The organism is Nostoc sp. (assembly GCF_036917275.1).
In the GTDB taxonomy this organism is placed as follows: domain Bacteria; phylum Cyanobacteriota; class Cyanobacteriia; order Cyanobacteriales; family Nostocaceae; genus Nostoc.
Genome location: NZ_JBALDF010000002.1, coordinates 1 through 25,386, shown reverse-complemented (window position 1 = coordinate 25,386; position 25,386 = coordinate 1). Strand labels below are relative to the sequence as shown.

The 25,386-nt window shown below is 41.8% G+C and carries 21 protein-coding genes and 1 pseudogene; 13 read left to right on the top strand and 9 right to left on the bottom strand.

Going from position 1 to position 25,386, the window contains the following annotated elements; all coding sequences use genetic code 11:
• Window positions 1-71 precede the first annotated feature (71 nt).
• Together V7K35_RS00315 and V7K35_RS00310 are read right to left on the bottom strand one after the other, a co-directional pair.
• Window positions 72-497: a type II toxin-antitoxin system VapC family toxin gene (locus V7K35_RS00315; protein ID WP_334972677.1), complete on the bottom strand. Its 426-nt coding sequence runs from the start codon at window positions 495-497 to the stop codon at window positions 72-74.
• 7 nt (window positions 498-504) lie between these two features.
• On the bottom strand, window positions 505-720 hold the full coding sequence (locus V7K35_RS00310) for a hypothetical protein (RefSeq protein ID WP_335075420.1): 216 nt from the start codon (window positions 718-720) through the stop codon (window positions 505-507).
• Between the two features lie 508 nt (window positions 721-1,228).
• Here V7K35_RS00310 and V7K35_RS00305 point away from each other — a divergent pair.
• The 7 genes from V7K35_RS00305 to V7K35_RS00275 all read left to right on the top strand — a co-directional run bounded on the left by V7K35_RS00305 (window position 1,229) and on the right by V7K35_RS00275 (window position 9,124).
• Window positions 1,229-2,383, top strand: a complete 1,155-nt coding sequence (locus tag V7K35_RS00305) for a sulfate ABC transporter substrate-binding protein (protein ID WP_335075418.1) — start codon at window positions 1,229-1,231, stop codon at window positions 2,381-2,383.
• A gap of 84 nt (window positions 2,384-2,467) precedes the next feature.
• Window positions 2,468-3,469, top strand: a complete 1,002-nt coding sequence (locus tag V7K35_RS00300) for a PstS family phosphate ABC transporter substrate-binding protein (RefSeq protein WP_335075416.1) — start codon at window positions 2,468-2,470, stop codon at window positions 3,467-3,469.
• A gap of 38 nt (window positions 3,470-3,507) precedes the next feature.
• The gene (gene pstC, locus V7K35_RS00295) at window positions 3,508-4,449 is read left to right on the top strand and encodes a phosphate ABC transporter permease subunit PstC (RefSeq protein ID WP_335075414.1); all 942 of its coding nucleotides are present in this window, start codon (window positions 3,508-3,510) and stop codon (window positions 4,447-4,449) included.
• A gap of 7 nt (window positions 4,450-4,456) precedes the next feature.
• On the top strand, window positions 4,457-5,356 hold the full coding sequence (gene pstA, locus V7K35_RS00290) for a phosphate ABC transporter permease PstA (RefSeq protein WP_335075412.1): 900 nt from the start codon (window positions 4,457-4,459) through the stop codon (window positions 5,354-5,356).
• A gap of 52 nt (window positions 5,357-5,408) precedes the next feature.
• On the top strand, window positions 5,409-6,236 hold the full coding sequence (gene pstB, locus V7K35_RS00285; RefSeq protein WP_335075410.1) for a phosphate ABC transporter ATP-binding protein PstB: 828 nt from the start codon (window positions 5,409-5,411) through the stop codon (window positions 6,234-6,236).
• Between the two features lie 262 nt (window positions 6,237-6,498).
• Window positions 6,499-6,924, top strand: a complete 426-nt coding sequence (locus V7K35_RS00280; RefSeq protein WP_335075408.1) for a hypothetical protein — start codon at window positions 6,499-6,501, stop codon at window positions 6,922-6,924.
• A gap of 76 nt (window positions 6,925-7,000) precedes the next feature.
• Window positions 7,001-9,124 (top strand): single-stranded-DNA-specific exonuclease RecJ, encoded by a 2,124-nt coding sequence (locus V7K35_RS00275; protein WP_335075407.1) that lies wholly within the window; start codon window positions 7,001-7,003, stop codon window positions 9,122-9,124.
• Between the two features lie 126 nt (window positions 9,125-9,250).
• Here V7K35_RS00275 and psb30 read toward each other — a convergent pair whose 3' ends face one another.
• Window positions 9,251-9,394: a photosystem II reaction center protein Ycf12/Psb30 gene (psb30, locus tag V7K35_RS00270; protein ID WP_190939758.1), complete on the bottom strand. Its 144-nt coding sequence runs from the start codon at window positions 9,392-9,394 to the stop codon at window positions 9,251-9,253.
• Between the two features lie 276 nt (window positions 9,395-9,670).
• Here psb30 and V7K35_RS00265 point away from each other — a divergent pair, with 276 nt between their 5' ends.
• A complete protein-coding gene (locus tag V7K35_RS00265; RefSeq protein ID WP_335075406.1) occupies window positions 9,671-10,300 on the top strand; it encodes a hypothetical protein in 630 nt (209 codons plus the stop codon).
• Between the two features lie 243 nt (window positions 10,301-10,543).
• Here the strand turns inward: V7K35_RS00265 and V7K35_RS00260 are convergent, their stop codons facing one another.
• Window positions 10,544-11,245, bottom strand: coding sequence for a hypothetical protein (locus V7K35_RS00260; RefSeq protein WP_335075404.1), 702 nt, complete (start codon window positions 11,243-11,245; stop codon window positions 10,544-10,546).
• A 221-nt stretch (window positions 11,246-11,466) separates the two neighbouring features.
• Complete coding sequence (locus tag V7K35_RS00255) at window positions 11,467-13,230, bottom strand: mechanosensitive ion channel family protein (protein ID WP_335075402.1); 1,764 nt, start codon at window positions 13,228-13,230, stop codon at window positions 11,467-11,469.
• A gap of 231 nt (window positions 13,231-13,461) precedes the next feature.
• On the opposite strand from V7K35_RS00255, the gene V7K35_RS00250 reads away from it, so the two are divergent.
• The 3 genes from V7K35_RS00250 to V7K35_RS00240 all read left to right on the top strand — a co-directional run bounded on the left by V7K35_RS00250 (window position 13,462) and on the right by V7K35_RS00240 (window position 14,947).
• Entirely contained in the window at window positions 13,462-13,812 is a 351-nt protein-coding gene (locus V7K35_RS00250) for a YkgJ family cysteine cluster protein (RefSeq protein WP_335075400.1), read from the top strand.
• A gap of 359 nt (window positions 13,813-14,171) precedes the next feature.
• Window positions 14,172-14,603, top strand: coding sequence for a TMEM165/GDT1 family protein (locus V7K35_RS00245; protein WP_334794511.1), 432 nt, complete (start codon window positions 14,172-14,174; stop codon window positions 14,601-14,603).
• A 41-nt stretch (window positions 14,604-14,644) separates the two neighbouring features.
• Complete coding sequence (locus tag V7K35_RS00240; protein ID WP_273763475.1) at window positions 14,645-14,947, top strand: TMEM165/GDT1 family protein; 303 nt, start codon at window positions 14,645-14,647, stop codon at window positions 14,945-14,947.
• Between the two features lie 287 nt (window positions 14,948-15,234).
• Here the strand turns inward: V7K35_RS00240 and V7K35_RS00235 are convergent, their stop codons facing one another.
• Entirely contained in the window at window positions 15,235-16,161 is a 927-nt protein-coding gene (locus V7K35_RS00235; RefSeq protein ID WP_335075398.1) for a cobalamin-binding protein, read from the bottom strand.
• A 566-nt stretch (window positions 16,162-16,727) separates the two neighbouring features.
• On the opposite strand from V7K35_RS00235, the gene V7K35_RS00230 reads away from it, so the two are divergent.
• Both V7K35_RS00230 and V7K35_RS00225 read left to right on the top strand, forming a co-directional pair.
• A complete protein-coding gene (locus V7K35_RS00230) occupies window positions 16,728-18,953 on the top strand; it encodes a hybrid sensor histidine kinase/response regulator (RefSeq protein WP_335075396.1) in 2,226 nt (741 codons plus the stop codon).
• Window positions 18,954-19,337: 384 nt separating this feature from the next.
• Complete coding sequence (locus V7K35_RS00225; protein WP_335075394.1) at window positions 19,338-20,783, top strand: MFS transporter; 1,446 nt, start codon at window positions 19,338-19,340, stop codon at window positions 20,781-20,783.
• Window positions 20,784-20,927: 144 nt separating this feature from the next.
• Here V7K35_RS00225 and V7K35_RS00220 read toward each other — a convergent pair whose 3' ends face one another.
• From V7K35_RS00220 to V7K35_RS00210, 3 genes and pseudogenes are all read right to left on the bottom strand, one after another.
• Entirely contained in the window at window positions 20,928-21,404 is a 477-nt protein-coding gene (locus V7K35_RS00220) for a GNAT family N-acetyltransferase (protein ID WP_334794505.1), read from the bottom strand.
• A gap of 60 nt (window positions 21,405-21,464) precedes the next feature.
• A complete protein-coding gene (gene pruA / locus V7K35_RS00215) occupies window positions 21,465-24,437 on the bottom strand; it encodes an L-glutamate gamma-semialdehyde dehydrogenase (RefSeq protein WP_335075392.1) in 2,973 nt (990 codons plus the stop codon).
• A gap of 726 nt (window positions 24,438-25,163) precedes the next feature.
• Window positions 25,164-25,386: pseudogene (locus tag V7K35_RS00210) on the bottom strand (hypothetical protein); the annotation flags it as partial.

Sequence of the window (25,386 nt, the reverse complement as noted above, 5' to 3'; positions counted from 1 at the left end):
CATGCCGATTGTAACGAAATATTTCATTGTCGTTAGTTATTTGTGATTTGTGAATAACCAATTCCCAATCTTTAAGGCAAATTTTCTCGCAATAATGCTCGAAAGCCTGCTTGTTGAAAATGCTCATCAGCAGTCAGCGCTTCAGTGATTCCGCTATATTGCATCACAATAAAAGATACGCAATCCCCAAATCCCCATTCTTTCTCTGTTCGTTCCCGATATAACTCGAAAGCACGTTCGTAGAGTTCCTGGGAAAGGGGGACAATTTCTACTTTTGAGTCTGCTACTAGAGAATTTAATAATATGATTGCCGCCTGACGATAAGGTTGTTGGGATAAGGCATTGCCAATTTCTAACATTACGGCCTGTGTTGTCACCAAACGAGTTTCTGCCGCTTGTAACATTTTAGCCAGATGTAAGGCTCGGTCATGCAAGCGATCGCTCGGTGCAGATAAGGCAATGGCAAATGATGTATCAAGAAAGACTTCAGAATGCATGGAAAGTTTACTTAGTGTATAAATATTTATTTATATTGGTAGACCAATCAGGTGGTCCATCTAAGTTGAGCGATCGCGCTGTTTGCAGAAATGATACCGTTTCATGTTCACCTGGCGGTAAAATTTCAATACTGATTCGCACGCGGGTATTGATTGGCAGTGCGATCGGTTCAGCCGGATAGAACACTTTGCCATTAAATACAGCTGTGATTTTTTCTACCATTTTTCGCAAAAAGTGCTTTTAGTCTATCCTAAGCTGGTTGTGACAATACGGGTAGAGTAGACAACGCAATAACTAGTGAAGATACTTATAGCTGTCTTACGAATTATATCGATTTTTCAGAATTGCCTAAGTCACCAACTCAACTAATGTTGGTTAAATCCCTAATCTCTGCTATTTATCATAATCCGAGATTCTGGGTCTGTGAAGTTGTACTGGTCTTGGTCTTTTACGCACAAAAGGGGGAAAAATTTTCGCTTTTTCCCAATTTTTACCAACAAATTATTGTGGCAATTCTATACACAAATAACCTATGTAGGCTGTAAATAAATCAGCTTTTTGGGGTTGGGCAGAACACAGGGCTTAGACTCTACTTTTGCTACTTTGATGATCAAATCCTGACTTAATAAAAAAAAATTGCAGCAGATGAGAACTAATGTTCTATATATCCTATAATTCTTTTAATTACGGTATTCGTCTAGAAATACCGTAGATTTAGGGGTGTATTCTGATGAGCAAGTCGCAACAACTGACACAATTAAGTAAATTCCTAACTGAGGGAATGCAGGCTTATGCCATGAAAGCTTTGCAGACTATACAATCGTATAAACAGACAATTAAAAGTTGGTTGAATGGACACACTGTGCAAAGCTTTGTGAGTCTGTTTTTAGTAAGTACTTTTTTGAGTATAGCAGTTGCCTCCTGCTCTGGAAGCAGTTCAGCTAGCAAAAATGATGTCAAGCTGAAACTCGTTTCTTTCTCTGTTACCAAAGCAGCTCATGACCAGATAATCCCCAAATTTATAGAAAAATGGAAGCAAGAACACAACCAAAACGTCACATTTGAGCAAAGTTATGGGGGTTCTGGCGCTCAAGCGGCGGCTGTCATTGCTGGTTCGCAAGAAGCAGATATAGTACATTTGGCACTTCCTCTGGATGTCAGCAAAATTGCTCTTGCAGGTTTGATTAAATCAGGTTGGGAAACCAAAGCTCCGAGAAGTGGTATTGTTAGTAAATCGGTTGCTGCGATCGTCACCCGCGAAGGCAATCCCAAAGGCATCAATACTTGGGCAGACTTAGCAAAAGATGGCGTGAAAGTGATTGCCGCTAACCCAAAAACTTCTGGTATTGCTATCTGGGAATTCTTAGCTTTTTGGGGTTCCGTGAGTTTAACCGGAGGTGACGAAGCAACAGCGTTAGATTACGTCACCAAAGTTTATAAAAACACTCCTATTCTGACGAAAGATGCTCGTGAAGCTAGCAATTTATTTTTTCAACAAAATCAGGGTGATGTCTTAATCAACTACGAGAATGAGGTAATTTTAGCAGGAAAAAATGGGACTAAACTACCTTATGTTGTACCCCAAGTCAATATTTCCATTGATAATCCTGTAGCCGTAGTTGATAAAAACGTTGATAAACATGGTACAAGGGAAGTTGCACATGCATTTGTTGATTTTCTTTACTCGACAGAAGCTCAACGAGAATTTGCTAAATTACAATATCGTCCTGTTAACCCCACTGTCACCCAAGAAGTAGCATCACAATATCAGCCAATCAAAACTTTATTCACATCTCAAGATTTAGGTGGCTGGGATATTATCCAGAAAAAGTTTTTTGGAGATGGGGCTATTTTTGACAAAGTTAAGGCTGCTAGCAAAGCATGATATCTATGCTTTTCGTGCAAAATTATCTATTAGCAGATAGCCAAGCATAAAGAATTTTAAGTCACTTTACTCCATTGATAATTTATGAGCTTTCGTAGCAGATTTAAGGATAGTTTTTTCCTGATATTTTTAATGTTTATTGCCAGCAGTATCACTGCTTGTAGTAGCAACGAGGAAAAGAAAAGTCAAGTGAGTATTGATGGTGCTGCTGTAGGTTTTCCTATTTCTTTAGCAGTTGCAGAAGAATACGGTAAAGTCAAACCTGAAGCTAAAGTCAGCGTTGCCTCAAGTGGTACTGGTGGCGGTTTCAGTAAATTTTGTAATGGTGATATTGATATAGCTGGTGCTTCTCGCACTATTAGAGATGAAGAAATCAAAAAATGTAAAAGTAAGAATATTGAATTTGTCGAGTTGCCTATAGCTTTAGATGGCATCGCTGTGATTGCCAACCGTCAAAATAACTTTGCCAAATGTTTAACTATTAAGGAACTAGGTAAGATTTGGGGTGGCAAATCAGACGGTAAAGTATTGAGATGGAATCAAGTTAATCCCAAGTTTCCTAACGAAAAGCTGAAGCTGTATGCTCCATCTTCGGATACGGGAACATTCGATTATATGACTCAAGCTGTGACTGGTAAAGCCAAGAATGGCCGTACAGATTACACTGCCACTCAAAATCAAAACCTTCTCGTGCAAGGAGTGTCAGGTGATGTAACAGCCTTGGGTTATGTAGGAATATCTTACTATATTCAAAATCAACAAAAACTGAATCTAGTTGCTGTAGAAAGTCTTGCAGGAAAGTGTGAAAAACCAGTGCCGGTGGATAATGTAATTAAAAACATCTATACACCTTTGTCTCGTCCTCTGTTCATCTATGTTAGTAAAAAATCCTTAGACAATAAGTCAGCAGTAAAAGAATTTGTAGATTTTTATCTAGAAAATTCTTGGAAGTGGGTAGATAGTGTTGGTTATGTGGCACTACCGGATGAAGCTTATCTCAAAGTCAAACAAAAATTTGCTACTGGTGAAACTGGGACAAAGTTTAAAAAAGCAAAACCAGGTGAACCAATTACAAAGTTTATTTAAATAAAGTCTCAGTCATTGGAGTAAAAAATTTACTGTTTATGCAGAATACCAATTATCAAAACGATGCTTATCTACAACCCAGAGAGTCATTAGAAAAAAATGCATCTGAAGATATTTCAGAAAAGATTGTTGCGGCGATTTTATTTGCTTGTGCTTTAGTCTCGGTTTTGACTACCTTTGGTATTGTCGTAATCATTTTTCAGGAGACATTCAGTTTTTTCCAAGAAGTCTCATTTGCAAAATTATTTCTTGATACTAAATGGACACCTCTATTTGCCGATAAACATTTTGGTGTTTGGCCATTGATTAATGGCACTTTCTTGACTACAGCTATTGCGATGGCAGTTGCTATTCCTTTGGGTTTATCTTCTGCTATTTATTTGAGTGAATATGCTGAACCTAAAGTTGCAGCAATTTTACGTCCAGCAGTGGAGCTTTTGGCAGGAATACCAACAGTAGTATATGGTTACTTTGCGCTGTTGTTTCTTACACCATTGCTGCGAAATCTTATCCCTCTGGAAATATTCAACGCTTTGAGTGCGGGGTTAATGATGGGGGTAATGATTACTCCTACTGTTGGTTCTATCAGCTTAGATGCTATTCGAGCAGTTCCCCGTTCTTTGCGAGAAGGAGCTTATGCTTTAGGTATCACTAAACTGGAAACCATTTTTAAAGTAGTTCTACCAGCCGCACTTTCTGGAATCATAGCCTCAATTATTTTGGGTATTTCTCGCGCTGTAGGTGAAACAATGACTGTCCTCATCGCCGCCGGACAACAACCAAGATTAACTGTTAATTTTATGGAATCAGTAGAAACCATGACAGCTTACATGGCGCAAATTTCTGGTGGAGATAGTCCGCGTGGTAGTCTTAATTTCAAGACATTATATGCTGTAGGCGCTGTTCTGTTTTTACTTACGCTTGCTTTGAATATTGTTAGTTATTGGATTGCTAATCGCTTTAAAGAAAAATACGACTAATATAGATATGGCTACAAGTTATCAACAAGATGATTCTTTAGAATCTGCGGCAGAATTTACGGATAATGTTGAGAGTAGAGATAAATTAGGGAAAGTATTTGAAGTACTTTTTTTGTTAGGATTGCTGATTGGTTTATTCATCCTAGCATTGCTACTTTTTGATATTTTTAAAGACGGATTAGGCAGATTTTTATCACCCGGCTTTCTCACAGAAACTCCTTCTCGTTTTCCTGAGCAAGGTGGTATTCGTCCTGCGATTATCAGCAGTATGCTTTTAGGAGCTGTTGTGATTTTAGTGACTGTGCCAATTGGTGTTGGAGCAGCTCTATATCTAGAAGAATATGCACCTAAAGCTTGGTGGACAGCGATTATTGAGATTAATATCAGTAATCTGGCGGGTGTGCCTTCTATCGTCTATGGATTGCTGGGTTTAGGGGTTTTCAATTATTTGCTTGGGTTTGGCCCTGCCTTGATTTCCGGTGCATTGACTTTATCTTTGTTGTCTTTACCAGTAATTATTGTGACAGCTAGAGAAGCAATTCGCGCTGTCCCAGATTCCTTGAGAAATGCTTCTTACGGATTAGGTGTCACAAAATGGCGAACTATTAGCAGTCACGTGTTGCCCTATGCTGTTCCTGGTATCTTGACGGGGGTAATTATCTCTATATCTCGTGCTATTGGTGATGCAGCCTCTCTGATTGTTGTAGGTGCTGTGGGTTTTCTCACCTTTAACCCTGGTTTGTTTCAGAGATTTATGGCATTACCCATTCAAATTTATAGTTACATCAGTCGTCCTGAACCAGGTTTCGCTAGTGCAGCAGCAGCGACAATTATTGCGTTGTTAATCTTGATTTTAGTTTTAAATGGTGTAGCAATTTATATCAGGCAACGCTTCTCAATAAATTAGGTAATTAAATATCTAATTGGATACATTCATGAATATTTAGGAGATACGCAAAATGACTTATAGTAATAGTAAAAGTCAATCAGATAGTGCCACAATAGACCAAGAAAATGGCGTATTCAATGTTGAAGGTGTCAAGGTTTACTATGGTGGATTTCTAGCACTTTTAGATGTATATATAAAGATTCCTGAAAAACAAATTATTGCTTTTATTGGCCCTTCAGGATGTGGTAAAAGTACCTTACTGCGTTGCTTCAACCGGATGAATGATTTAATCCCTGGAGCTAAGGTAGAAGGGAGACTGAATTATCGCGATCGCAACATTTACGATCCCAAGATAAATTCTGTAAAATTAAGACGACAAGTCGGAATGGTTTTTCAAAGACCGAATCCTTTCCCCAAGTCAATATACGAAAATATTTCCTTTGGGCCGCGTGCTAATGGTTATAAAGGTAACATTGACGAATTAGTAGAAGATTCCCTCAGACGCGCTGCTATTTGGGATGAAGTCAAAGACAAACTCAAAGAGAAGGGAACTGCATTATCTGGCGGACAACAGCAACGACTTTGCATTGCAAGAGCGATCGCTATGAAGCCAGATGTATTATTAATGGATGAACCATGTTCTGCTTTAGACCCAATTTCTAGCCGCCAAGTAGAAGAACTCTGCTTAGAACTCAAGCAACAATACACCATCATCATGGTGACTCACAATATGCAGCAAGCTTCGAGAGTCGCAGATTTCACAGCTTTCTTCAACACAGAAATTGACGAGCATGGTAAACGTCGCGGAAAATTAGTTGAGTTTAATCCTACGGCGCAAATGTTCAGTTCTCCTCAAACCAAAGAAGCTGAGGATTATATCAGTGGACGTTTCGGTTAAATTCGTAATTCGTAATGACGGTAGGGAATGCGTTGTAGTTCTAATTCTGATGTGAGTTTGACAAACCTCTCCCTGTCTTGAACTAAAGTTCAAGTCTGTCCCTCTCCGAGTCGGAGAGGGACGGTTTTGCGTAGTAAAACCAAGGAGAGGTTTTTTGATTACTATATAAGCTGTCGAATTTACGTTAATTCTGGAAAATATGCTGAGGCTTAATAGTACTAAATCAAAGTAATATTTCAGTTTAGTACTTATACTGTGTATTATGTTTAAGCCTTTGTCATTTGCTTTAGTTGCAGCTACCGTTTTAGTGACATCAATAAATAATCCCAGCAATACTTTAGCTCGAACTTGTGCTTCTAAGTGTGGTTCGTCCCCGATTCAGTTTACACCTGGGCAACACATCCGGGTTGAAGTTGTAAATAGCACACCCAATCTGATTAAAATCCAAAAACCCTCTGGGACTGATGCAATATCCTTGAGTCCAGGACAGAAATTAAATTTAGAACAAATAGAAGGTACGGAGCCAAATACATCTCTGATATTTTGGAGCGAAAAAGGTCTATCATTACAAGCAATTGTCTCGAAACCTAACTTTGGCACATTGCGGCTTGAACTCCGTCCGACTTTGCGCTCTCCGGGCGATCGCTCGTTATATATTATGGATGATGGTAGAATCAACGTGTTTTAACATAAGTGTTAGGAGTTAGGAGTTAAGAAATAACTTTTAATTAAAAACTCCTAATTTATAACTCCTAACTTCTATTGTGCTAGACCGAGCTGTATCTGAACTATCAAAACCTAGCAAGCGCTTACCTGATCAGCGCTGGCAAATTTATCCACAAAAACCAGAATTTGCCCAAAAGCTGGCGGTTTTGACAAATATTTCACCCATTGTCAGTCAACTGCTGATTAATCGGGGTATGGAAACACCAGAACAGGTACAAGCATTTTTAAATCCAGAGTCTTTAGTCTTACCTTCGCCGTTGGAAGATTTCCCAGATTTGGCGATTAGTTTGGAGTTGTTGCAAAATGCGATCGCTTCTCAAACAAAAATTGCTATTTGTGGTGACTACGATGCTGATGGGATGACCAGCACTGCTCTACTTTTACGTAGTCTCCGCACTTTAGGCGCACAAGTAGATTATGCTATCCCTAGCCGGATGCACGAAGGCTACGGTATTAATAAACGCATAGTTGAAGAATTTCACAGCGAAGGAGTGGGATTAATTCTCACTGTAGATAATGGCATATCTGCGTTTGAACCAGTTGCTAGAGCTAGAGAACTTGGTCTTGCAGTGATTATCACCGATCACCACGACATCCCCCAAAAATTACCGCCAGCTAACGCTATCCTCAACCCTAAGCTAATAGCCGAATCCTCACCTTATCGGGGTGTTGCTGGTGTTGGTGTTGCCTACATTTTGGCAGTGTCTCTAGCACAACAGCTAGGGGAAACTAAGGGCTTGATCCAGCCGATGCTAGCACTATTTACATTGGGAACGATCGCAGATTTAGCTCCCTTAACTGGCGTAAATCGCCGTTGGGTGAAACGTGGTTTACAGCATTTACCCAAATCCAACTTAGCTGGGGTGCAGGCGTTGATTCAGGTAGGCGGCGTGCAGGCGAGGGGAGAGGGGGAGCAGGGGAGCAGGGGAGCAGAGGAGAAAAAATTTAATATTCCTAACTCCTCACTCCTAACTCCTAACTCCTCAAATCCCAAATCACTAAAGCCTGAAGATATCGGGTTTCGCCTGGGGCCACGAATTAATGCTATTGGTCGGATTGGTAATCCCCAGACTGTGATTGAATTGCTGACTACGGATGATATGGGGGTGGCGCTAGAAAGAGCAATGCAGTGCGAACAAATCAACGCCTCTCGTCAGGAAATGTGTCAGCAAATTGAACAAGAAGCGATCGCTTATGTAGAGACAGAATTTGTTGCCTCTCTACAGCAAGACCGTGTATTAATTGTTGTGCAACCCAATTGGCATCACGGCGTTATTGGGATTGTCGCCTCCCGCTTAGTGGAACGTTACGGTGTTCCTGTATTTATCGGTACTTATGAGGATGAAAAACATATACGTGGTTCAGCACGCTCAATTCCAGAGTTTCATGTGTTTGAAGCTTTGGAATATTCTCACGATTTACTTGGCAAATTTGGTGGACACAAAGCAGCCGGGGGATTCTCTCTGGCAGCAGAGAATTTACAGGTGTTGCGATCGCGTTTGATTGAGTTTGCTAACCAGTGTCTTGAACCCCAACATCTCAAGCCTCTCTTAAAAATTGATGCCGAAGTCAACCTCAATCAAATCAATCAGCAGCTTTATCAACAGCTTAATGCTCTACACCCCTGCGGTATGGACAACCCCGATCCAGTTTTTTGGACACCTAATGTTCAAGTGGTTGAGCAAAAAATCGTTGGTAAGGGTCACATTAAACTGACAATTGCTCAAACTATTGATAATCAAGAGTATAAAATTAAAGCGATCGCTTGGCGTTGGGGCGACTACTTCCGCTTACCACCGCGAGTGGATGTCGCTTACAAACTGCGAGAAAATTACTTTAACGGTAACACCACTATCGAGCTAGAGTTAATAGGTGTTAGACTGCCAATTCAGCCTCAACAATTTTTTGCTTCGCCACCTATTCAGTCAAGCACAACTTTTGAATACAACAAGCGACATTATACTTGTGGTTTCTATAAAAACGGTATTGAAGCAGAATTAAGAATTAAAAATTCTGAAGGCAAAGTTTTAGCCATGCAGCCAGGACATACAATCGGTTTGCTCGGCACTAATCGTCAAAACGCCAAAGAAGTTGATATTTCTCAGCCACAATATGACAATATTATCCAAGCTGCCCTTCAGGCGTTATCAATTAAGAGTTAGGAGTTTATAATTCTTAATTAACCTCTCATTTGCGACTCTGACATTGCGAGTGCTGATTTATGAGTTATGAATTGAGAATAAAATTTAATTCCTCACTCCTAACTCTTCAGTCAGCACTCAGCACTCTTATAGGTTGCCGTTGCGAAATGCCAGCAAAAAGATTACCGCTGGCCCAGCAATCACAATTAGTGCTACAGAAAGTAATTGGAAAATAACTTCCCAATTGATACTGGTAAAAGCGTTAAACAAGTCAGACACAGCGTCAAACATTTTTCCTCTTCTCCTCCCAAATGTCTTGAAAAATTCAATAACTTAGTTACAAAGCCCGCAATCGATCATATCTGGCCATGGCCTATTAGATTTAATTTACTTAACAAAATTATAAGAAAAGACATAAAAAACTAAAATAGGGGATTGGGCATTGGAAATTAATTTCTCCCTTGTCCCCCTTGTCCGTTTAAGAAGGGTTTGCAAATGTCAACTAGCAAACGCACATCTAGGGCATGATATAAAATGTCATCTTCGTTGTCAGAACTCAGGAGTTTTATGGCGATCAAATCTTCAAATTCGTTTTTAGCGGTAGCATTAGCGATCGCTTCGGTAAGTTTTCCTCTATCTGTCAAAGCCGATACCGTGAATGCCCGTTGCGATGTGTTCCCAAAAGGAGAAGACCGCGCTACATCTTCTAGTCCCTGTACCTTTTCCCAACGGCAGGGTGCGGTTAGCATTCAACTGGAAAATGGTCGTAGCTATGACCTGCTCCCTTCGGGTAATCGACCCGGCAATTATCGCGATCAAAATGGTGATGCTGCCTATCGACAAGCTGGACTGGGTGACAAAGGACAGATTTATCGCTTTGCCACTGAGTCGATTTATGTCTATTGGGATACAGCTTCCTCTAGACAAAACTCAGGTAACAGAAATCGTAGGGCTGCTGCTAGGCGTCAGCCTGAAGCGGGTACTACCGTCGCTCGGTTGCGTGATTTAGTGGGGGCAAGGGCAGGACAGGCAGAAAACACAGTGAAAGAACGGGGCTATAGATGGGTCAAGAGTGATGATTCGGGCTACAGCTACTGGCTAGAAGGCAAAACCAACTACTGTGTAACAATCCAAACAGACCAAGGACGCTACCAATCGATTGTTTATACGGGGGGTCCACAGGATTGTAAGAATTAGTTGCTATCTGGACAAACAATCCAATTTGGAGGGCATTGAGAGGATGTCTTAAAAGGTAGCCGAAAAAGCTGAAACCCTCATTCTTCGGTTAAAATTTGCTTTTAGCAGTCGCAACTGCGATCAATTCTAGATGATGCGTTACTCGCCGCATTCCCAAATACAGTCACCGCATTTCTACCGCCATTGGCAAAGCCCAGGATGAACTGACGTTACTTATTGGGACTTAGACAAAAAGTAGCCAGACTAAAAACGAGTTCTGCCACTGCTCCAGTCGCCGGAATCGCAAGTACCACGGAAATGCTCAATCCCATTAATGGCAATCCGTCCACTGCGTCGATCGATTTCAACACGCGGATGATTTAGTCCATTTACTTGGTATTTTCCCGTGATTTGCTCAGGTGTGACACGGAGATCCTTGAGGTTCCACCATCCATCAGTACCGCCGGAATGAATTGGTGGGATGAGCTTTCCGGCCAGATGAATTTTTCCCTGCATATTACGAATCTCGACTTGAACCTCGGAATCGAACTCGTCTGTCGAAGACTCTATACGATTTTGCAGTTCATAGCGATCGCGACGTGAGTTCCATTCATAGCTGTTGCGGTTTTCAATACCTGGTTTGCGACCTTCACCGTAGCAGATTAAGGTCAGTCTTTGGCGCGTTGAGTCGTTACTGTTGCGCTCAGATGCGCCTTGCTCCCGGAGATAGGTATCAATTGCAGCTTGAGCTTTACCAATTTCTTTTGAACTACAGGAACGACCATTTTGAACTAGCTCCCCTCGAGGGCTAAAAAGGACAGTGCAACCGCTTCCTCGTGTCATCCCCGTCACACTGAAATTACCGTTGTCTACAGTGTCAATTATCGCTTGAGCATTCACAGAACTCGCGACTGTAAGTGTAAGTAAACCCAGCGCGATCGGCGTTAAAGCTTGTAATGTTTTCATTGTTATGTTGATTGTTGTTTTGAATATATATGAATTGATTGGATCGCTCTATCACCAGGAGGTTGAATGGTATCAGTAAACCGAAAAGTTTTGCCAACGCCAAAAAATAATAGCCTATGATACTGTTTTTGGATAATAAGTTATTAACTTTATTTACAGAACGTTGTCCAGCAAAAGGTTTTAGCGGTTATGATAAGTTATTCGTTTCTGGCTGACAATCTTCAATTTGCGTTCATCTGAATATTGTTGGCTTCAAAGGCTTGCCGTACTCGTAGACGAAACTCTCGCCCAACGCTCCATTGTTCCATAGGTGCAGTTTTAATCCAGACGCGCACTGACATACCTGTATGGGATAGGTCATCAATCCCCAACACTTGGGGCGATTCTAGCAGGCGATCGCGCCATTCTACTTCGCTATACAATTGTTTGCATACATGCTTGAGAATCTCTAAAACCTGCTTGGGGTCGTTTTCATACGCCACAACAATAGAAAAGTCTACCCGCGACCAGAGACGGGTTAAATTGCTGACATTCGTGATATTGCTATTGGGAATGGTAATTAATTTACCTTCGTTATTACGTAGTTGAGTCACCCGCAGGTTGAGATTTTCCACTAGTCCGCTTTTATCCCCAATCTCAATTACATCTCCCACAGCAAATTGATCCTCCATCAAAATCAAACAGCCATTGACCAAATCTTTAATCAGACTTTGGGAACCAAGAGAAATGGCGATACCAATGACAGCGCCCCCTGCCAAAATTGAACTGGTGGGCATATTAAATATTTTTAGAGTATGCAAGATACCATAGGTGATGAAAACAAAAGTGATTAGTCCTTTTAGTGCCCCAGAAACTGTTGCAGCTCGTAGCGCAATCCGTTGAGTTTCACTCAAAGGAACAGAGGAATGGGTTGTCCAGACATCAGTGAGGCGGTCAATTAAGGTTTTGCCGATCCGAATAATAAAACTGATGAAAAACCAAATAATCAGTAGCGCCAGGGGTCTGGCTAAAGCCTGCGTCCACCATCTCATGAGGTAGGGGACGCGATACATGATCACCACAATCCCGATGTACCACATCAGAATAAATGCCCAAAACAGTAGCCATGTCAGCAAAGAATAGATCCCCAGTTGGCTCTTGAGGCTGAACTGTCGCTGGATAATTTCTAGAAACTGCGATCGCTGATGGGCGATGGTGTCTGCATCTGTTTTCTTTTCGCTGGTCTCTATTGTGTGAATAGTTGTGGATGTTTCTGCCTCAGCTCGCTTGACCACACCCTGTTTTACGGCAGCTTTCTGCTCTTGATGGCGAGCTTTTAAAGCCGTCTGTTTGCGAATTAAAGTTCGCCGCAGTAACCACAACACAACACTCCCCAACACTAAGCCGAAGCTGATTTGCACTGCCTGTCCAATCCGTTGCCACAATATTTTATGCGAGAAGAGTCTATTAATACGTTCCACTTCTGCTTGTAATATTTTTTGCCACTCCTGCGCCAATTCCTCCAGAGTTTTTTCGTGGTAGTCAGCATCTGGCTCTGTTACAGTCACCAGCCTTAAAGGACGAGTCGTTTGATCGTCACTGAGCTGGAGGATTAAATCCTTATTTAGAATGGCAATAGAAACCAGAGGAGTTTGTTTAGCTTTGTTAGTTCGGTCGAGCGCTCGCATCAGCCGTTGCGTTATTTCTTCGGCACGTACCTCTACTGGAAGAGATCCATCTGGCGGTTGGCTACGATTAAAAACAGTGGGAGAGACAATCTCAAACAAGGAGTCTCTGTCTAAGGGTGAATACACAGAGGCAATTTCATACATACCGAGGCGGGTAACACCACTAGGTGGCTGGTGCGGATCGTTGGAGGCTGCGGTAGGTAATGAAGGCAGTTGACTGTGAGCGATCGCACTCCAACCAAGCACCATTGCGATCGTCATCACACTGACTAGCACAAACCGAATTACTGAATGGAGGAAGCGATTAAACAGGAACATATCTATGGGAAAGTGATTGAGTAGCTAATAGATGTAGGAGCCGCGTTTGTGATGAATCCCACTTTTTCTCCTAATGCAGCGTGCAGGGAAGCTTTTAAAACTAAGATTCGTGCTGCCTGCAACTTCCTCAAAGTAGGTTATCATGGAGCATCTTGCTAAAGCCAATGTCAAAGACCGTGACCGATTCTAGATCATGTCTTACTCGCCTTATTCCCCACTCCCTAATCCAAAATGGCAACTTGGCAATGTGTAAAGCAATGTGGAGCCTGCTGTAATCTTGATCCAGCAGAGCGTCCAGATTTGGATGAGTATCTCTCACCACCAGAACTAGAACTCTACCTCAGCATGGTAGGTGAAGGGGGATGGTGCATTAATTTCGACCATACCACGCGAGAATGCCGCATCTACTCCAATCGTCCTCGCTTCTGCCGTGTGGAATCAGAAGTGTTTCAAGATATGTATGGGGTTGAACCAGAAGAAATCAACGATTTTGCCATTGACTGCTGTCGCCAGCAAATAGAGGGAGTATATGGCGATCGCAGTCTGGAAATACTCCGCTTCAATAAAACTATTGGGCTGTGAAGAGTAGACCTCTTGCAATAAATCCTTGAATCACCCCTCCCCAACCCTCCCCTTATGAAGGGGAGGGGGCAAAATTTCAAGTTTCCCCCCTTTATAAGGGGGGATTAAGGGGGGTCTATTCGACTTATGCAAGAGGTCTAGTATGCAAGGACGCAAAGACGCCCGATCATTTTTTTATATTTTAGGACTTACGCAAAAATTACCAAAAAGCTTAATTTATCGAACCGCCAAGACGCTAAGAGCGCCGAGAATTCGTAGAGTGTGCGTAAGTCCTATATTTATCTGTAGAGTTGCAATTTATTAACAATCTGAGAATATGATAGAAATATGAAAGCAACCTAACAACAAAACTACTGCTCGTGAAACTTGACTCTGCTCCTTTGGACATTTCTGGCATATCTGAGACTGAGATTGAGCTAGAACTGAAAGACAGCACTGATTTTAACTTAACTCCAGCGATCGCCCAGCCAGTTCAGGCTGTAGTTGCGGATAGTCCTCAAAAGCAGCAATCAGTGGTGGTAGTTTTTGGTACAACTTTTGTAACTATTTTTCTAGCAGAAATTGGAGATAAGACTCAGCTATCCACGCTGTTAATGAGCGCACAATCTCATTCGCCGTGGGTTGTATTTATCGGATCTGCGGCTGCGTTGATAACCACCAGCTTATTAGGTGTGCTTTTAGGTAGTTGGATAGCCAGCCGACTCAGCCCGAAAACTATAGAGAAATCAGCAGGTGTGATGTTGTTGGTGATTTCCCTAATGCTGTTTTGGGATATATTTACTAGTCATTAGTCATAAGAAAACTCCCCACTCCCGACTCTCCCCTTAATGATATGGATTGGCATCTTTTAGGACTGAGCTTTATTACAGTTTTTTTATCAGAATTGGGTGACAAAAGTCAGCTAGCAGCGATCGCACTTTCAGGGCGTTCTAATTCTCCGCGTGCAGTTTTTTTTGGCGCAGCAGGCGCACTGCTGTTGACAAGCCTTTTGGGAGCATTAGCAGGGGGAGCAGTAGCAGAATTATTACCTACACGCTTATTAAAAGCGATCGCTGCTGTGGGATTTGCCGTCCTCGCTGCACGCCTGCTGTTATTTAACAATGAACCATCGACGGATTCTGAACAAACACCATAACCAAACGTGAGTTCGACGGCTCATGTAGTGTTGCCTAACTAGTACGCCACGGCGTAAATAGAGCAACCATTTAAAATCCCTAAAGAGCTTATTCCATAATACTTTTGACTTTTGAATGAGTGACTTCCGCCTCGCGGTACTAACTCAATCAAAATACCAGAGATTTTACTACCCAAGACCGTCCCTCTGGGAGTCCCAGAAGGACAGACTTGAACTAAAATTCAAGTCAAGGAGAGGTTTATCGAACTCACCTTAACTAAATGATCAGGGTTGCACATCCAGCTAAATTACAAAGGTTCCCAACCGATTCCTTTGTAGCCGTATTGAAAAATTTCTGGATGCAAAATTTCAGCCAAAATTTCTAGAGAATCTACCAGTCGCGGTCCTGGACGATTAAAGTAAGAATTGCCATCAGTGATGTACACCCTACCGGCTTGGGTTGCGTGCAGTTTTTCCCAGTCTGAACGTTGAGTTAACAACTTGGCTTCTTGACGAGTGCGATTTAAATCAAAGCCGCAAAGCATAAAAACAATGATATCTGGGTTACTTGCTATTAGTGTTTCCCACGGTAAGATAGAAGAAGCCTGACCTGTAACGCTAAACAGAGAGTGCCCTCCTGCTAAGTTAACTAATTCAGGAATCCAATTGGCGGCGATCATCAAAGGATCAGTCCACTCGATGCAGGCGACAGTAGGCACTTCATTTAAAGAAAGTCCTTGGATTTTTTGCTGACAAATTTTGACACGAGCTTCTAAGTTTTCTAGAACTTTAACCGAGTCTACTTTAAAGGTGTTGCCGACTCGCTCAATATCAGCCCAAACATCTTGGAGAATATTAGGTTGTAAAGAAATTATCTGAGGTTTACTATGAATGAGTGTGGCAACTGCCTTTTCAACCTCATCTAAGCTGACAGCACAAACATCACATTGGTCTTGCGTAAGAATGTGGGTAGGCTGCAACTGCTCTAAAACATCTGTTTTGATTTCATAGATACTGAGAGCAGATTGTAATAAATTGTTCACATCATCATTAATTTGGCTGCTGGAGGCATTAGAGTTTAAGCGGGCTTGGGTACAAATGGGGCGATTGTGGATTTCTGGAGGGTAGTCGCATTCGTGCGATCGCCCCACAATAGCATTAACCAACCCTAGTGTCGCTAAAATCTCTGTTCCACTGGGAATTAGGGAAACTATTCTCACATTACTATCCGTCATCGCTTCACCTGCATAAAAGCTACCGTCATCTTAGATTTTGGCAAAATTTGAGTCATTAGGTATCTTTCTCTAGGAGAATCAAGGTTGTTTTGGTCGTCATACCGATTATCTGTGAGGTTGCTCCTGAAACTTGGGGATTTTGACCCAAGTTCGTCTCACCAAGCCTGGCTTTGTGGAGTTTCACAAAGAATTGGTATTAGCACTAAGCAACAAATTGACTTACATCGCTTTTCAAGTAATGAAACTACACCATTCCATACTTCATACTTCCTACAGTTTCCTAGACCCAAATTCAAAATACTACTATACTACTTAATAGTAGAATTACTTGATAGTGAAATTATTTTAAATATTAATTATCCCCTAGCAAAAATCACTGGTATGAAGTAATAGAAGTTATGAGCAAAATCTAGTTTGGAATTCCTCATCCAGAATCATCAAATTTGATCAGAAAAAATATACTTTCCGGTTATGAAAAACCCTATGAAGTAATTGTAGTTATACAAAGACGGTTCTATTTTCCCTTAGAACTGCAAGGCCAAATTATTTTTTCTTGAGGGCAACTAATGCAGGTAGTGTTAGCTAGAGATATTACAGAGCACAAGCAGGCCCAAGAGGCTTTACAAATCAAAGAAAATGGTCGGCGAAAACAAAGTCAGACACTGGTGGAACTAGCAAGAAGCAAGACATTTCAGCAAGGTAATCTCAACGCGGTCTTAAGAGAAATCACAGAAACTACTGCTCGGACGCTCTTGGTAGAGCGAGTTGGGGTGTGGTTATATAATCAAGAACGTTCAAAAATTGAATGCATGGATTTATATGATGTAAGTACTAAAGAACATAGCTTTGGTAACTCGCTTTCACAAAAAAATTATCCAGCTTATTTCCAGGCTTTAGAAGAGGAACGTATTATTGCCGCAAATGATGCCAGAAACGATACAAGAACCAAAGAATTATCTGAGTCTTATCTTTCTGTTTTAGGGATCACATCCTTGCTGGATGCACCAATTTGGCTAGAGGGTCGTTTGGTGGGGGTAGTCTGTCACGAACACATAGGCGAAAGTCGCCAATGGACTTTAGAAGAAGAGACTTTTGCTGGCTCGATTGCAGATTTCGTGACCCTGGCTATAGAAGCAAGCGAGCGAAACGTCGTCCAGGAAGCACTGCGACAGAGTGAGGCGCAATTTCGGGCGATTTTTGAGCGTTCTCCTATCGGCATTGGACTTATAGATATGAAAGCGGAGATAGTTGATACCAATCCAGTACTGTGCGAGATTTTAGGATACAGCCGAGAAGAGTTATCCGGCAAGCACTTTATAAATTACATTTCTATACAAAGGGGGGATTTAAAACGTTACAAACAATTGGTGTCAGGAATTCGCACAAATTCAGGGAAAACTTCTAGATTCGGTTTTCAACACTCCGAACTTCAGGAACAACTAGTCGATAGACATCGCATTGAAATGGAAAGACGCTGCCTGCATCAAGATGGTAGCTTAGTTTGGACTCATATCTCTGTTTCTGTTATACCAGACAGCAATGGTGAACCGGAGTTTTTTATAGCGATGATTGAGGACATTACTGAACGCAAGCAAATAGAGTTGAAACTGCGTGCCTCTCAAGAAGCAGCAGAAGCTGCTAATCGGGCAAAAAGTGAATTTTTAGCAACTATGAGCCATGAGTTGCGGACACCTCTGAATGCAATTATGGGCTTATCACAGTTATTGCAACAAAAAATAGTTGGCTCTCTCAATGAAAAGCAGAACGAATATGTAAGTTGTATATATAGTAGTGGTGAACACCTACTAGAACTGATTAACGATATCCTTGACTTATCTAAGGTGGAAGCAGGCAAAGAGGAACTGTTACTCTCACCTTTGCCAGTTTCAGATTTATGTAATTATGCCATATGGACAGTGCGCGATCGCGCCTTAGAAAAGGGATTGCAACTCACACATGAAATTGACCTAGAAGCGGATATTCTAATTGCTGATGAGCGGCGCCTTAAGCAAATGCTACTCAACCTACTTACTAATGCCATTAAATTCACCCCAGCCGGTCAGGTATCGCTGGTAGTCAAAAAAGTATCGCAAGGAATGACCTTTACAATTTCAGATACTGGAATTGGTATAGACTCAAATCAGTTTCAATTTCTATTTGAACCGTTTAAACAGCTTGACAGTCAGTTAAATCGGCAGTATGAAGGCACAGGTTTGGGTTTAGCTTTAACACGCAAATTAGCGCGTTTGCATGGTGGAGATGTGAGTGTTACATCGATTTTGGGAGAAGGGAGTCAGTTTACTTTGTTTCTACCAAACCCAGTCCATCTGGGAGCAGCAGATGAAGCTAAAAAAGATACTGAAGCAACATCTTCCTCATCCTCCCTAGTTCTTCCCAAAAATAAAACTATTTTGGTAGTCGAAGAAGAAAACACTGGCATAGTGTTGCAAAATTATCTCCAGACAATTGGCTACCAAGTCAAGTGGATAGACAACAAAAACAAATTTTTGGAACAGGTGCGAACCCTACAGCCAGATTTAATTTTTTTGGATGTCCAATTAGTAGATGATCTTAGGGATTGGAATTTGCTAAATATTCTCAAACAAGAACCTTCTTTGCAACATATGCAGGTGGTGATGATGGGCTTTAGTGAACCTCCAGAGAAGCTTTCTATTGTGCAAGCTGGTGCTAACGACTATCTTCTCAAACCAATTCAAGTAGTTCAATTAGAGTCAATATTGATGCGATGTTTAAATCATAGCGATTTTCGGATGAACGAAACACCAATATAAATACTACGCGATCGCATTCATATTTTTAGTTCCAATTCGCCAATACAGCATCTATATTCTATATTCTAAGTATTTTGTGCAATACTTTTACTGGTTTAGCATTTTATGCCACATTTCGCACTTCATAGTGTAATACACAAAGATTTCCAATATCTCGCTAATGGCGGTTAAATAGCAATCGTAAATCATTAATAATTATTAGTATTAATGCACATAGCGCAGCCTCAACTTTACTAGAGGCTCTGCCAACGAGTCTGCCAACGCGAGAGCGTATGGGGTTTCCCCAAGTGGAGCGACTGGTATGGGCTAGGGGGATCGATAAGTGCCTAAAATCACAGCCAACCACTTTTCAAACAACCTCTTATACTCTTAAATCTTAAATTTATGGATTCTTTTCAACCTGAGACAGGTGTGCCTCTAACTCTAGAAATTGCTCAGATTGCTTCGCCATCAACAACACTCACTCCTACCTCAACACCTATCCCGCGAATTTCCAAAGATGCTATTCGCACCAGTTTGAAAGCCTCCACTGTCGATGGTATCTTCGCAGCAGTTTTCAATATTGCCACTGGCGGGGTTTTGCTGAGTAATTTCTTGGTGGAGTTGGATGCTAGTCCGGTGGTGTTTGGCATGATATCCTCTATCCCCATGTTAGCGAATCTCTTTCAGCCGATAGGTGCTTACTTGTCTGAACGCAGCACTAGCCGCCTTCAGAATTCCCTTCGCACTCATGGAATTGCTCGGCTACTGTGGCTGATTTTAATAATTGGCATTGCTAGCTTTAGTTGGGGAGGGCTTAATTCAAACCAATTGGTGATATTGTCGCTCTTGATTCTCGTATGCAGTCATCTTTTAGGAGGATTAGGAACTGCATCGTGGTTCAGTTGGATAGCAATGTTAGTCCCACGGCAATTACGAGGTAGATATTTCGGGCTACGCAATAGCTTTGCCAACCTCACCGAGTTACTCACCTTGCCAATAGCCGGTCTAGCTGTATCACATTGGTATGGGGGGACTATCCAAGGTTATGGAGTGATTTTGTTCCTTGGCATTATCTTTGGAATAGTGAGCTTGTGGTGTCAGTATTTCCAGGTAGATATCAATCCCCAATTACAAAACACCTATTATGCAAGTCTATCTCAAACAAGTGAGATTCAGTTAGACTCAGCACCAAATGAATCTAATGAGATATCTGAAGCAATCTATCTCCCGCAAATGCCAACCCCTCAAAATCAGATAGATAGTAGCATCTGGAAAAACTCTAATTTTGTGGTCTTTCTGCTTTATTTCGGCTTATGGGGATTTGCTGTTAACCTAAGTGCCCCGTTTTTTAACCTCTACTTGCTAGATACGCTGAATCTGGATGTGAGTTGGGTAACTTTCTACAGCAGTCTGCGATCAGGGGCACATCTGCTACTGCTCCTCATGTGGGGTAAATTAGCAGATAAAATAGGCAATCGTTCGATTCTAATTTATTGTGGAATTCTAATTGCCGTCATCCCCTGGCTGTGGCTGACGATTGGTTCTAGTCCCCTCGATCTCTGGCTGTGGTTTCCGCTATTGCACATTTTTATTGGAGTTAATTGGGGAGCAGTTGACTTGTGCAGCAATAATCTCCAGATAGAGATTGCATCAGTAAAAAATCAGTCTATCTATTTTGCGATCGCTGCTGCTGTTGGTGGGGCGAGTGGTGCTTTAGGAGCAACTATAGGTGGCTTTATCGCTCAATTTGCTGGGTCTTTTGGCATAGTGGAAGTGTTCGTTGTGTCTGGTATATTACGACTAGCGTCAATTATCCCACTCATTGTTAAAAAGGATCTGGGTAAATAGGGCGAAATTGATTGGTTACAGATGTGAATAAACAATGTTGCACTCAGACTGGGATTTCTCTACCTATAAGAAGAATTGTCCAATATAAAACAATTCAGTTCAGCTAAGGATAATTGTAGGTTGGGTTTCGTTCCTCAACTCAACCTACGCAATATATTTTTTCGGCTTAACTGAACCGGATTGCAATATAAAATTTTTTCTCATTATCACATGGGCGATACCAGCTTCTTGAAAAATTTCTCCTTCTTCTACAAAATCCAATTTGTGGTATAAAGATTTTACATATTCTTGGGCGTGAATCACAACTTCTGGAATATTTTTACTAGCTATAACCTGTAATGCCTCTACCATAATTTTCTTACCAATACCCTGTCCTCTAGCTGTAGACAAAACGGCAAGTCTTTCTATCTTGGCAGTTTTTTCATCTAAATATCTAATTCTAGTAGTACCTACAGCTTCTCCATCTAAATAAGCAATCAAATGGTCAGATATACCATCTTTTCCATCAAACTCTAAAGCAGGATCTACCCCTTGTTCTTGCTGAAAAACTGATATTCTAATTGCTTGAATTGCTGGAAATTCTTTAGGTAAATCAGCGACTTTTATGACTAAATTACTCATCAAATGTATACAGTTAATAAATAAAAAAAGGTGGGTTTTTTCCCACCCTACTTTTATACTTTAATCTGCACCTTCAATTGGTGCAAAACCTTGGCGCTGAATATTTTCTGTCACCGCGCGTGGTTCCAGGAATTGCAGTAAGTAATCGGGGCCGCCTGCTTTAGAACCGACTCCAGAAAGTTTGAATCCGCCAAAGGGTTGCCGCCCAACGATCGCTCCGGTAATATTGCGATTGATGTACAAATTCCCAACTTCAAACTCTGTCTGCGCCTGCTGAATATGCGAAGGTGTTCTAGAATAAAGTCCGCCAGTCAAAGCGTAGTTAGTTCCATTGGCGACTGCTAACGCTTCCTGGAAATCTTTCACCCGAATTACCGCCAGCACAGGGCCAAAAATTTCTTCCTGGGAAATTACTGCATTTGGCAATACTTCACTAAAGATGACAGGCCCGATAAAATATCCTTGTTCGGGTGCTGATAATTCCAAAGCTAATTGCGCTTCTGCCTTACCCTTCTCAATATACTCGCGGATGCGATCGCGGGCATTGGCATCAATTACCGGCCCAACTTGTGTACTCGGTAACTCTGCTTCGCCAATATTCAAGGATTTTGTCGCTTCCACCAATCGCTGCACAAAGGTATCATAAATCGGTTCCAGCACAATCACCCTGGAAGCAGCAGAACATTTTTGGCCACTGTAACCAAATGCCGATTGCACTACCCCCACAACAGCTTGGTCTAAATCAGCACTTTCATCTACGATAATGGCATTCTTGCCGCCCATTTCAGCAATCACCCGTTTCATGTGCTTTTGTCCGGGTTTCAAAGTTGCCGCTTCTGCGTAAATTCTACAGCCGACTTCTTGGGAACCTGTAAAAGCAATTACATGAGTCTCTGGATGATTTACTAAATAAGCGCCGACTTGCGAACCCTTCCCCGGTACGTATTGAAATACACCTTTGGGAAAACCAGCATCTACCAAGATTTCTGTGAGTTTGGCAGCAATGATAGAAGATGTTTCGGCCGGTTTTAGGAGAGTACAATTGCCTGAAACTAAAGCTGCTACAGTCATTCCACAAGCGATCGCTAGCGGGAAATTCCAGGGAGAAATCACTACAGCAATACCCCGGGGCTGGTAAATATAACGATTAGTTTCGCCAGCAATGTCGTAATTAACACCTTTATCTAAGCGTTCTATCTCATCAGCGTAGTACCGACAAAAGTCTATCGCCTCAGAAACTTCTCCATCAGCTTCCTTAACTGGTTTCCCAACTTCCAAAACTATCCAAACTGAAAGTTCAGCGCGGCGGAGTTCCATCAAATCACCCGCTTTCCGCAAAATATCAGCGCGTTGTTTAGCTGGTGTTTTCCTCCACCCAGGAAACGCCGCTTTAGCTGCTTGCATCGCCTGTTCAGCCTGTTCAACGCTAATCAACCCAACTTTACCGACTACTTCACTAAAATTAGAAGGATTAAGGGAATCAACAAATTCCGGCGGATTAACATATTCTCCATTAATCAACGGCAAATAAGTTTTACCCAATTGTTGACGAACGCTTTGGAAAGCTTGCACCCCTTTCCTTCTCACCTCATCCACCGCATAATCGGTATCTGCCGCCCCAAGGAAATGAGAGTTAGGAGTAAAAGAGTTCTTCTCCTGTTTGACAATCGGCGGTGCTAATAACTCTTCAATTGGTCGATTTTCGAGATTTTGCCGTAAAAAAGAACTATTAGCTGTATTTTCTAACAATCGGCGAATTAAATACGCCATTCCAGGTAATAATTCACCGTAGGGACAGTAAACTCTGACTCGATAACCCTTGTCAACCAACGCCTTTGCAACTTTATCCCCCATGCCGTAGAGGACTTGCAATTCAAAGCGACGACGAGGGACATTTAAACTTTCAGCTATGGCAATGGCGCGAGAGTGCGATCGCACATTATGACTACCAATGGCAGAATATACATATTGATGATTTTCTAGCAATAACTGAGTGATAGTTTCAAAGTTAGCATCAGTTGCCCCTTTGTCGTTGTAAACTGGCTGTGGCCAATGCTTCTGCGCTGCTTTAATAGTTTCCTGATCCCAATATGCGCCTTTCACTAAGCGAATTGTTAGGGGATAACCACGTTGTTTCAACCAAGAAATTAGGTCTTTGGTGTCTTGCTCACTATCACGCAGATATGCCTGTATTGTTATGCCAATATCTGTGCGTTGCTTAAACTCTTCTTCTAGTAACAGTTTTTTCAGGATGCTGAGAGTTATGTCTTTGTAAGCATACTGTTCCATATCAAAATGCACAGCTGCGCCTAATTCTTTGGCACGACGTAAGAGAATCCGAATGCGATTGCTAACTCGCTCCTCACTACCTTTAGCATCTAAAGGGTCAAATTGGGAATAAAACGCCGTTAACTTCACAGAAACCTGAACTTTTGAGATTAGTTCGCCATCAGCCTCATCAATAGCCGGGATAACTGCCCAATTTTTCGATGCTTCTACCAATTGTTGCATCAATTCTAAATAGCGTTCTAGATAAGACTGCGCTTCGGCTTCGGTAATCACCGCTTCACCAAGTAAATCGATGGTGAAAGCCATTTTCTCTTTTCGCAGTCTTTCAACTGTTTTGATGACTTGTTTAATATTTTCCCCAGAAATATATTTATGGGCAAGAGTTTCGACTGCTGTACCAACGGTTGTAGCAGCAACTTGTCCGGGCATAGAGTCGGGGTTAGCAAAGTTTAGCATTCCCTTCAAAGCTGCCGGTAATTCTACAGATTCATCTCCTAGATATTCTTGTAAATGTGAGGCAATTTCTGATTTACTATGCAAAGCCGGTAGCGTATCTATAAAGCGAAATAGTTGCACCCGCAACCCAGGATTACTCATCGCCCAAGCTAGTAATTTATCATCCCAGCGCATTTGATCCCGCAGGGAAGAAAAAAATGAACGATTTTCCTGGGTTGCTGCTAGAAGTTGTTTAGCAATTTCTTGGGTTTTAGCTTCGTAGGTGCTTGCTTGTACTTGTAATACCACTGATAATAAACTCCGTTAATCAAGGCAAGGCTTTTTGTCGAAAGCCTGTGTCTTCTATTTTGACTCTTTCATTTAGTTGTCACCATAACGCTGAATTCGTAATTCGGAATATTCGCCAAAGGTGAATAGATTACCGATAAAAGTTCTTCTAAAATCATCAGGTGTAAACGCTTCTACATCAGCTTTTCCCCCGCGTCGCCTCTTGCATAAGTCGAATAGACCCCCCTTAATCCAATCCGGTTCAGTTAAGGCTAAAACTCTGCTGTTAAAGTCAATTTTTTAACGAACCGCCAAGGCGCAGAGGACGCAGAGACAAGAAAGAGATGCTTAACTGAACCGTATTACCCCTTAATCCCACGCCACTTGCTACAACGGAGGGAACCTCCGCAACGCAGTCGCTCCCCGATATATTGGGGGGAAACTTGAAATCTTGCGCCCTCCCCAATACATACGGGGAGGGGTGATTCAAGGATTTTTGCAAGAGGTCTAATGAATCTTCCGTTGTCCAGATGTTGATTGGGCGTTCAAAGTTTCATTGATTTATAACTTGTAAATATATCCGCATGAACTCACTCCTAACCCTTCCCTGCAAGTAAGCAACGGTGTACACACAAGTCGGAAAAACTTCATCCACCAAAGATTTGCGGTGAAGCAGCGCTGCGAGAGGGAAACCCTTCCGCAGGCGACTGCTGAACCCAAAGGGTGCGTTACGCTGGCGTGACAAAGCTAAATTGTTGCTTCGGCGAACCCATTTGTTATTTCGGCGTACTCATTTGTTATTTCGGCGTACTCATTTGCTGCTTCGGCGAACCCATTTGTTATTTCGGCGAACCCATTTGTTATTTCGGCGAACCCATTTGTTATTTCGGCGTACTCATTTGCTGCTTCGGCGAACCCATTTGTTATTTCGGCGAACCCATTTGTTATTTCGGCGAACCCATTTGTTATT

Bases quoted from the DNA above. Each gene is read 5' to 3' on its own strand.
- V7K35_RS00315 (WP_334972677.1), bottom strand. From the start codon at position 497: ATGCATTCTGAAGTCTTTCTTGATACATCATTTGCCATTGCCTTATCT.
- V7K35_RS00310 (WP_335075420.1), bottom strand. From the start codon at position 720: ATGGTAGAAAAAATCACAGCTGTATTTAATGGCAAAGTGTTCTATCCG.
- V7K35_RS00305 (WP_335075418.1), top strand. From the start codon at position 1,229: ATGAGCAAGTCGCAACAACTGACACAATTAAGTAAATTCCTAACTGAG.
- V7K35_RS00300 (WP_335075416.1), top strand. From the start codon at position 2,468: ATGAGCTTTCGTAGCAGATTTAAGGATAGTTTTTTCCTGATATTTTTA.
- pstC (WP_335075414.1), top strand. From the start codon at position 3,508: ATGCAGAATACCAATTATCAAAACGATGCTTATCTACAACCCAGAGAG.
- pstA (WP_335075412.1), top strand. From the start codon at position 4,457: ATGGCTACAAGTTATCAACAAGATGATTCTTTAGAATCTGCGGCAGAA.
- pstB (WP_335075410.1), top strand. From the start codon at position 5,409: ATGACTTATAGTAATAGTAAAAGTCAATCAGATAGTGCCACAATAGAC.
- V7K35_RS00280 (WP_335075408.1), top strand. From the start codon at position 6,499: ATGTTTAAGCCTTTGTCATTTGCTTTAGTTGCAGCTACCGTTTTAGTG.
- psb30 (WP_190939758.1), bottom strand. From the start codon at position 9,394: ATGTTTGACGCTGTGTCTGACTTGTTTAACGCTTTTACCAGTATCAAT.
- V7K35_RS00265 (WP_335075406.1), top strand. From the start codon at position 9,671: ATGGCGATCAAATCTTCAAATTCGTTTTTAGCGGTAGCATTAGCGATC.
- V7K35_RS00260 (WP_335075404.1), bottom strand. From the start codon at position 11,245: ATGAAAACATTACAAGCTTTAACGCCGATCGCGCTGGGTTTACTTACA.
- V7K35_RS00255 (WP_335075402.1), bottom strand. From the start codon at position 13,230: ATGTTCCTGTTTAATCGCTTCCTCCATTCAGTAATTCGGTTTGTGCTA.
- V7K35_RS00250 (WP_335075400.1), top strand. From the start codon at position 13,462: ATGGCAACTTGGCAATGTGTAAAGCAATGTGGAGCCTGCTGTAATCTT.
- V7K35_RS00240 (WP_273763475.1), top strand. From the start codon at position 14,645: ATGGATTGGCATCTTTTAGGACTGAGCTTTATTACAGTTTTTTTATCA.
- V7K35_RS00235 (WP_335075398.1), bottom strand. From the start codon at position 16,161: ATGACGGATAGTAATGTGAGAATAGTTTCCCTAATTCCCAGTGGAACA.
- V7K35_RS00230 (WP_335075396.1), top strand. From the start codon at position 16,728: ATGCAGGTAGTGTTAGCTAGAGATATTACAGAGCACAAGCAGGCCCAA.
- V7K35_RS00225 (WP_335075394.1), top strand. From the start codon at position 19,338: ATGGATTCTTTTCAACCTGAGACAGGTGTGCCTCTAACTCTAGAAATT.
- V7K35_RS00220 (WP_334794505.1), bottom strand. From the start codon at position 21,404: ATGAGTAATTTAGTCATAAAAGTCGCTGATTTACCTAAAGAATTTCCA.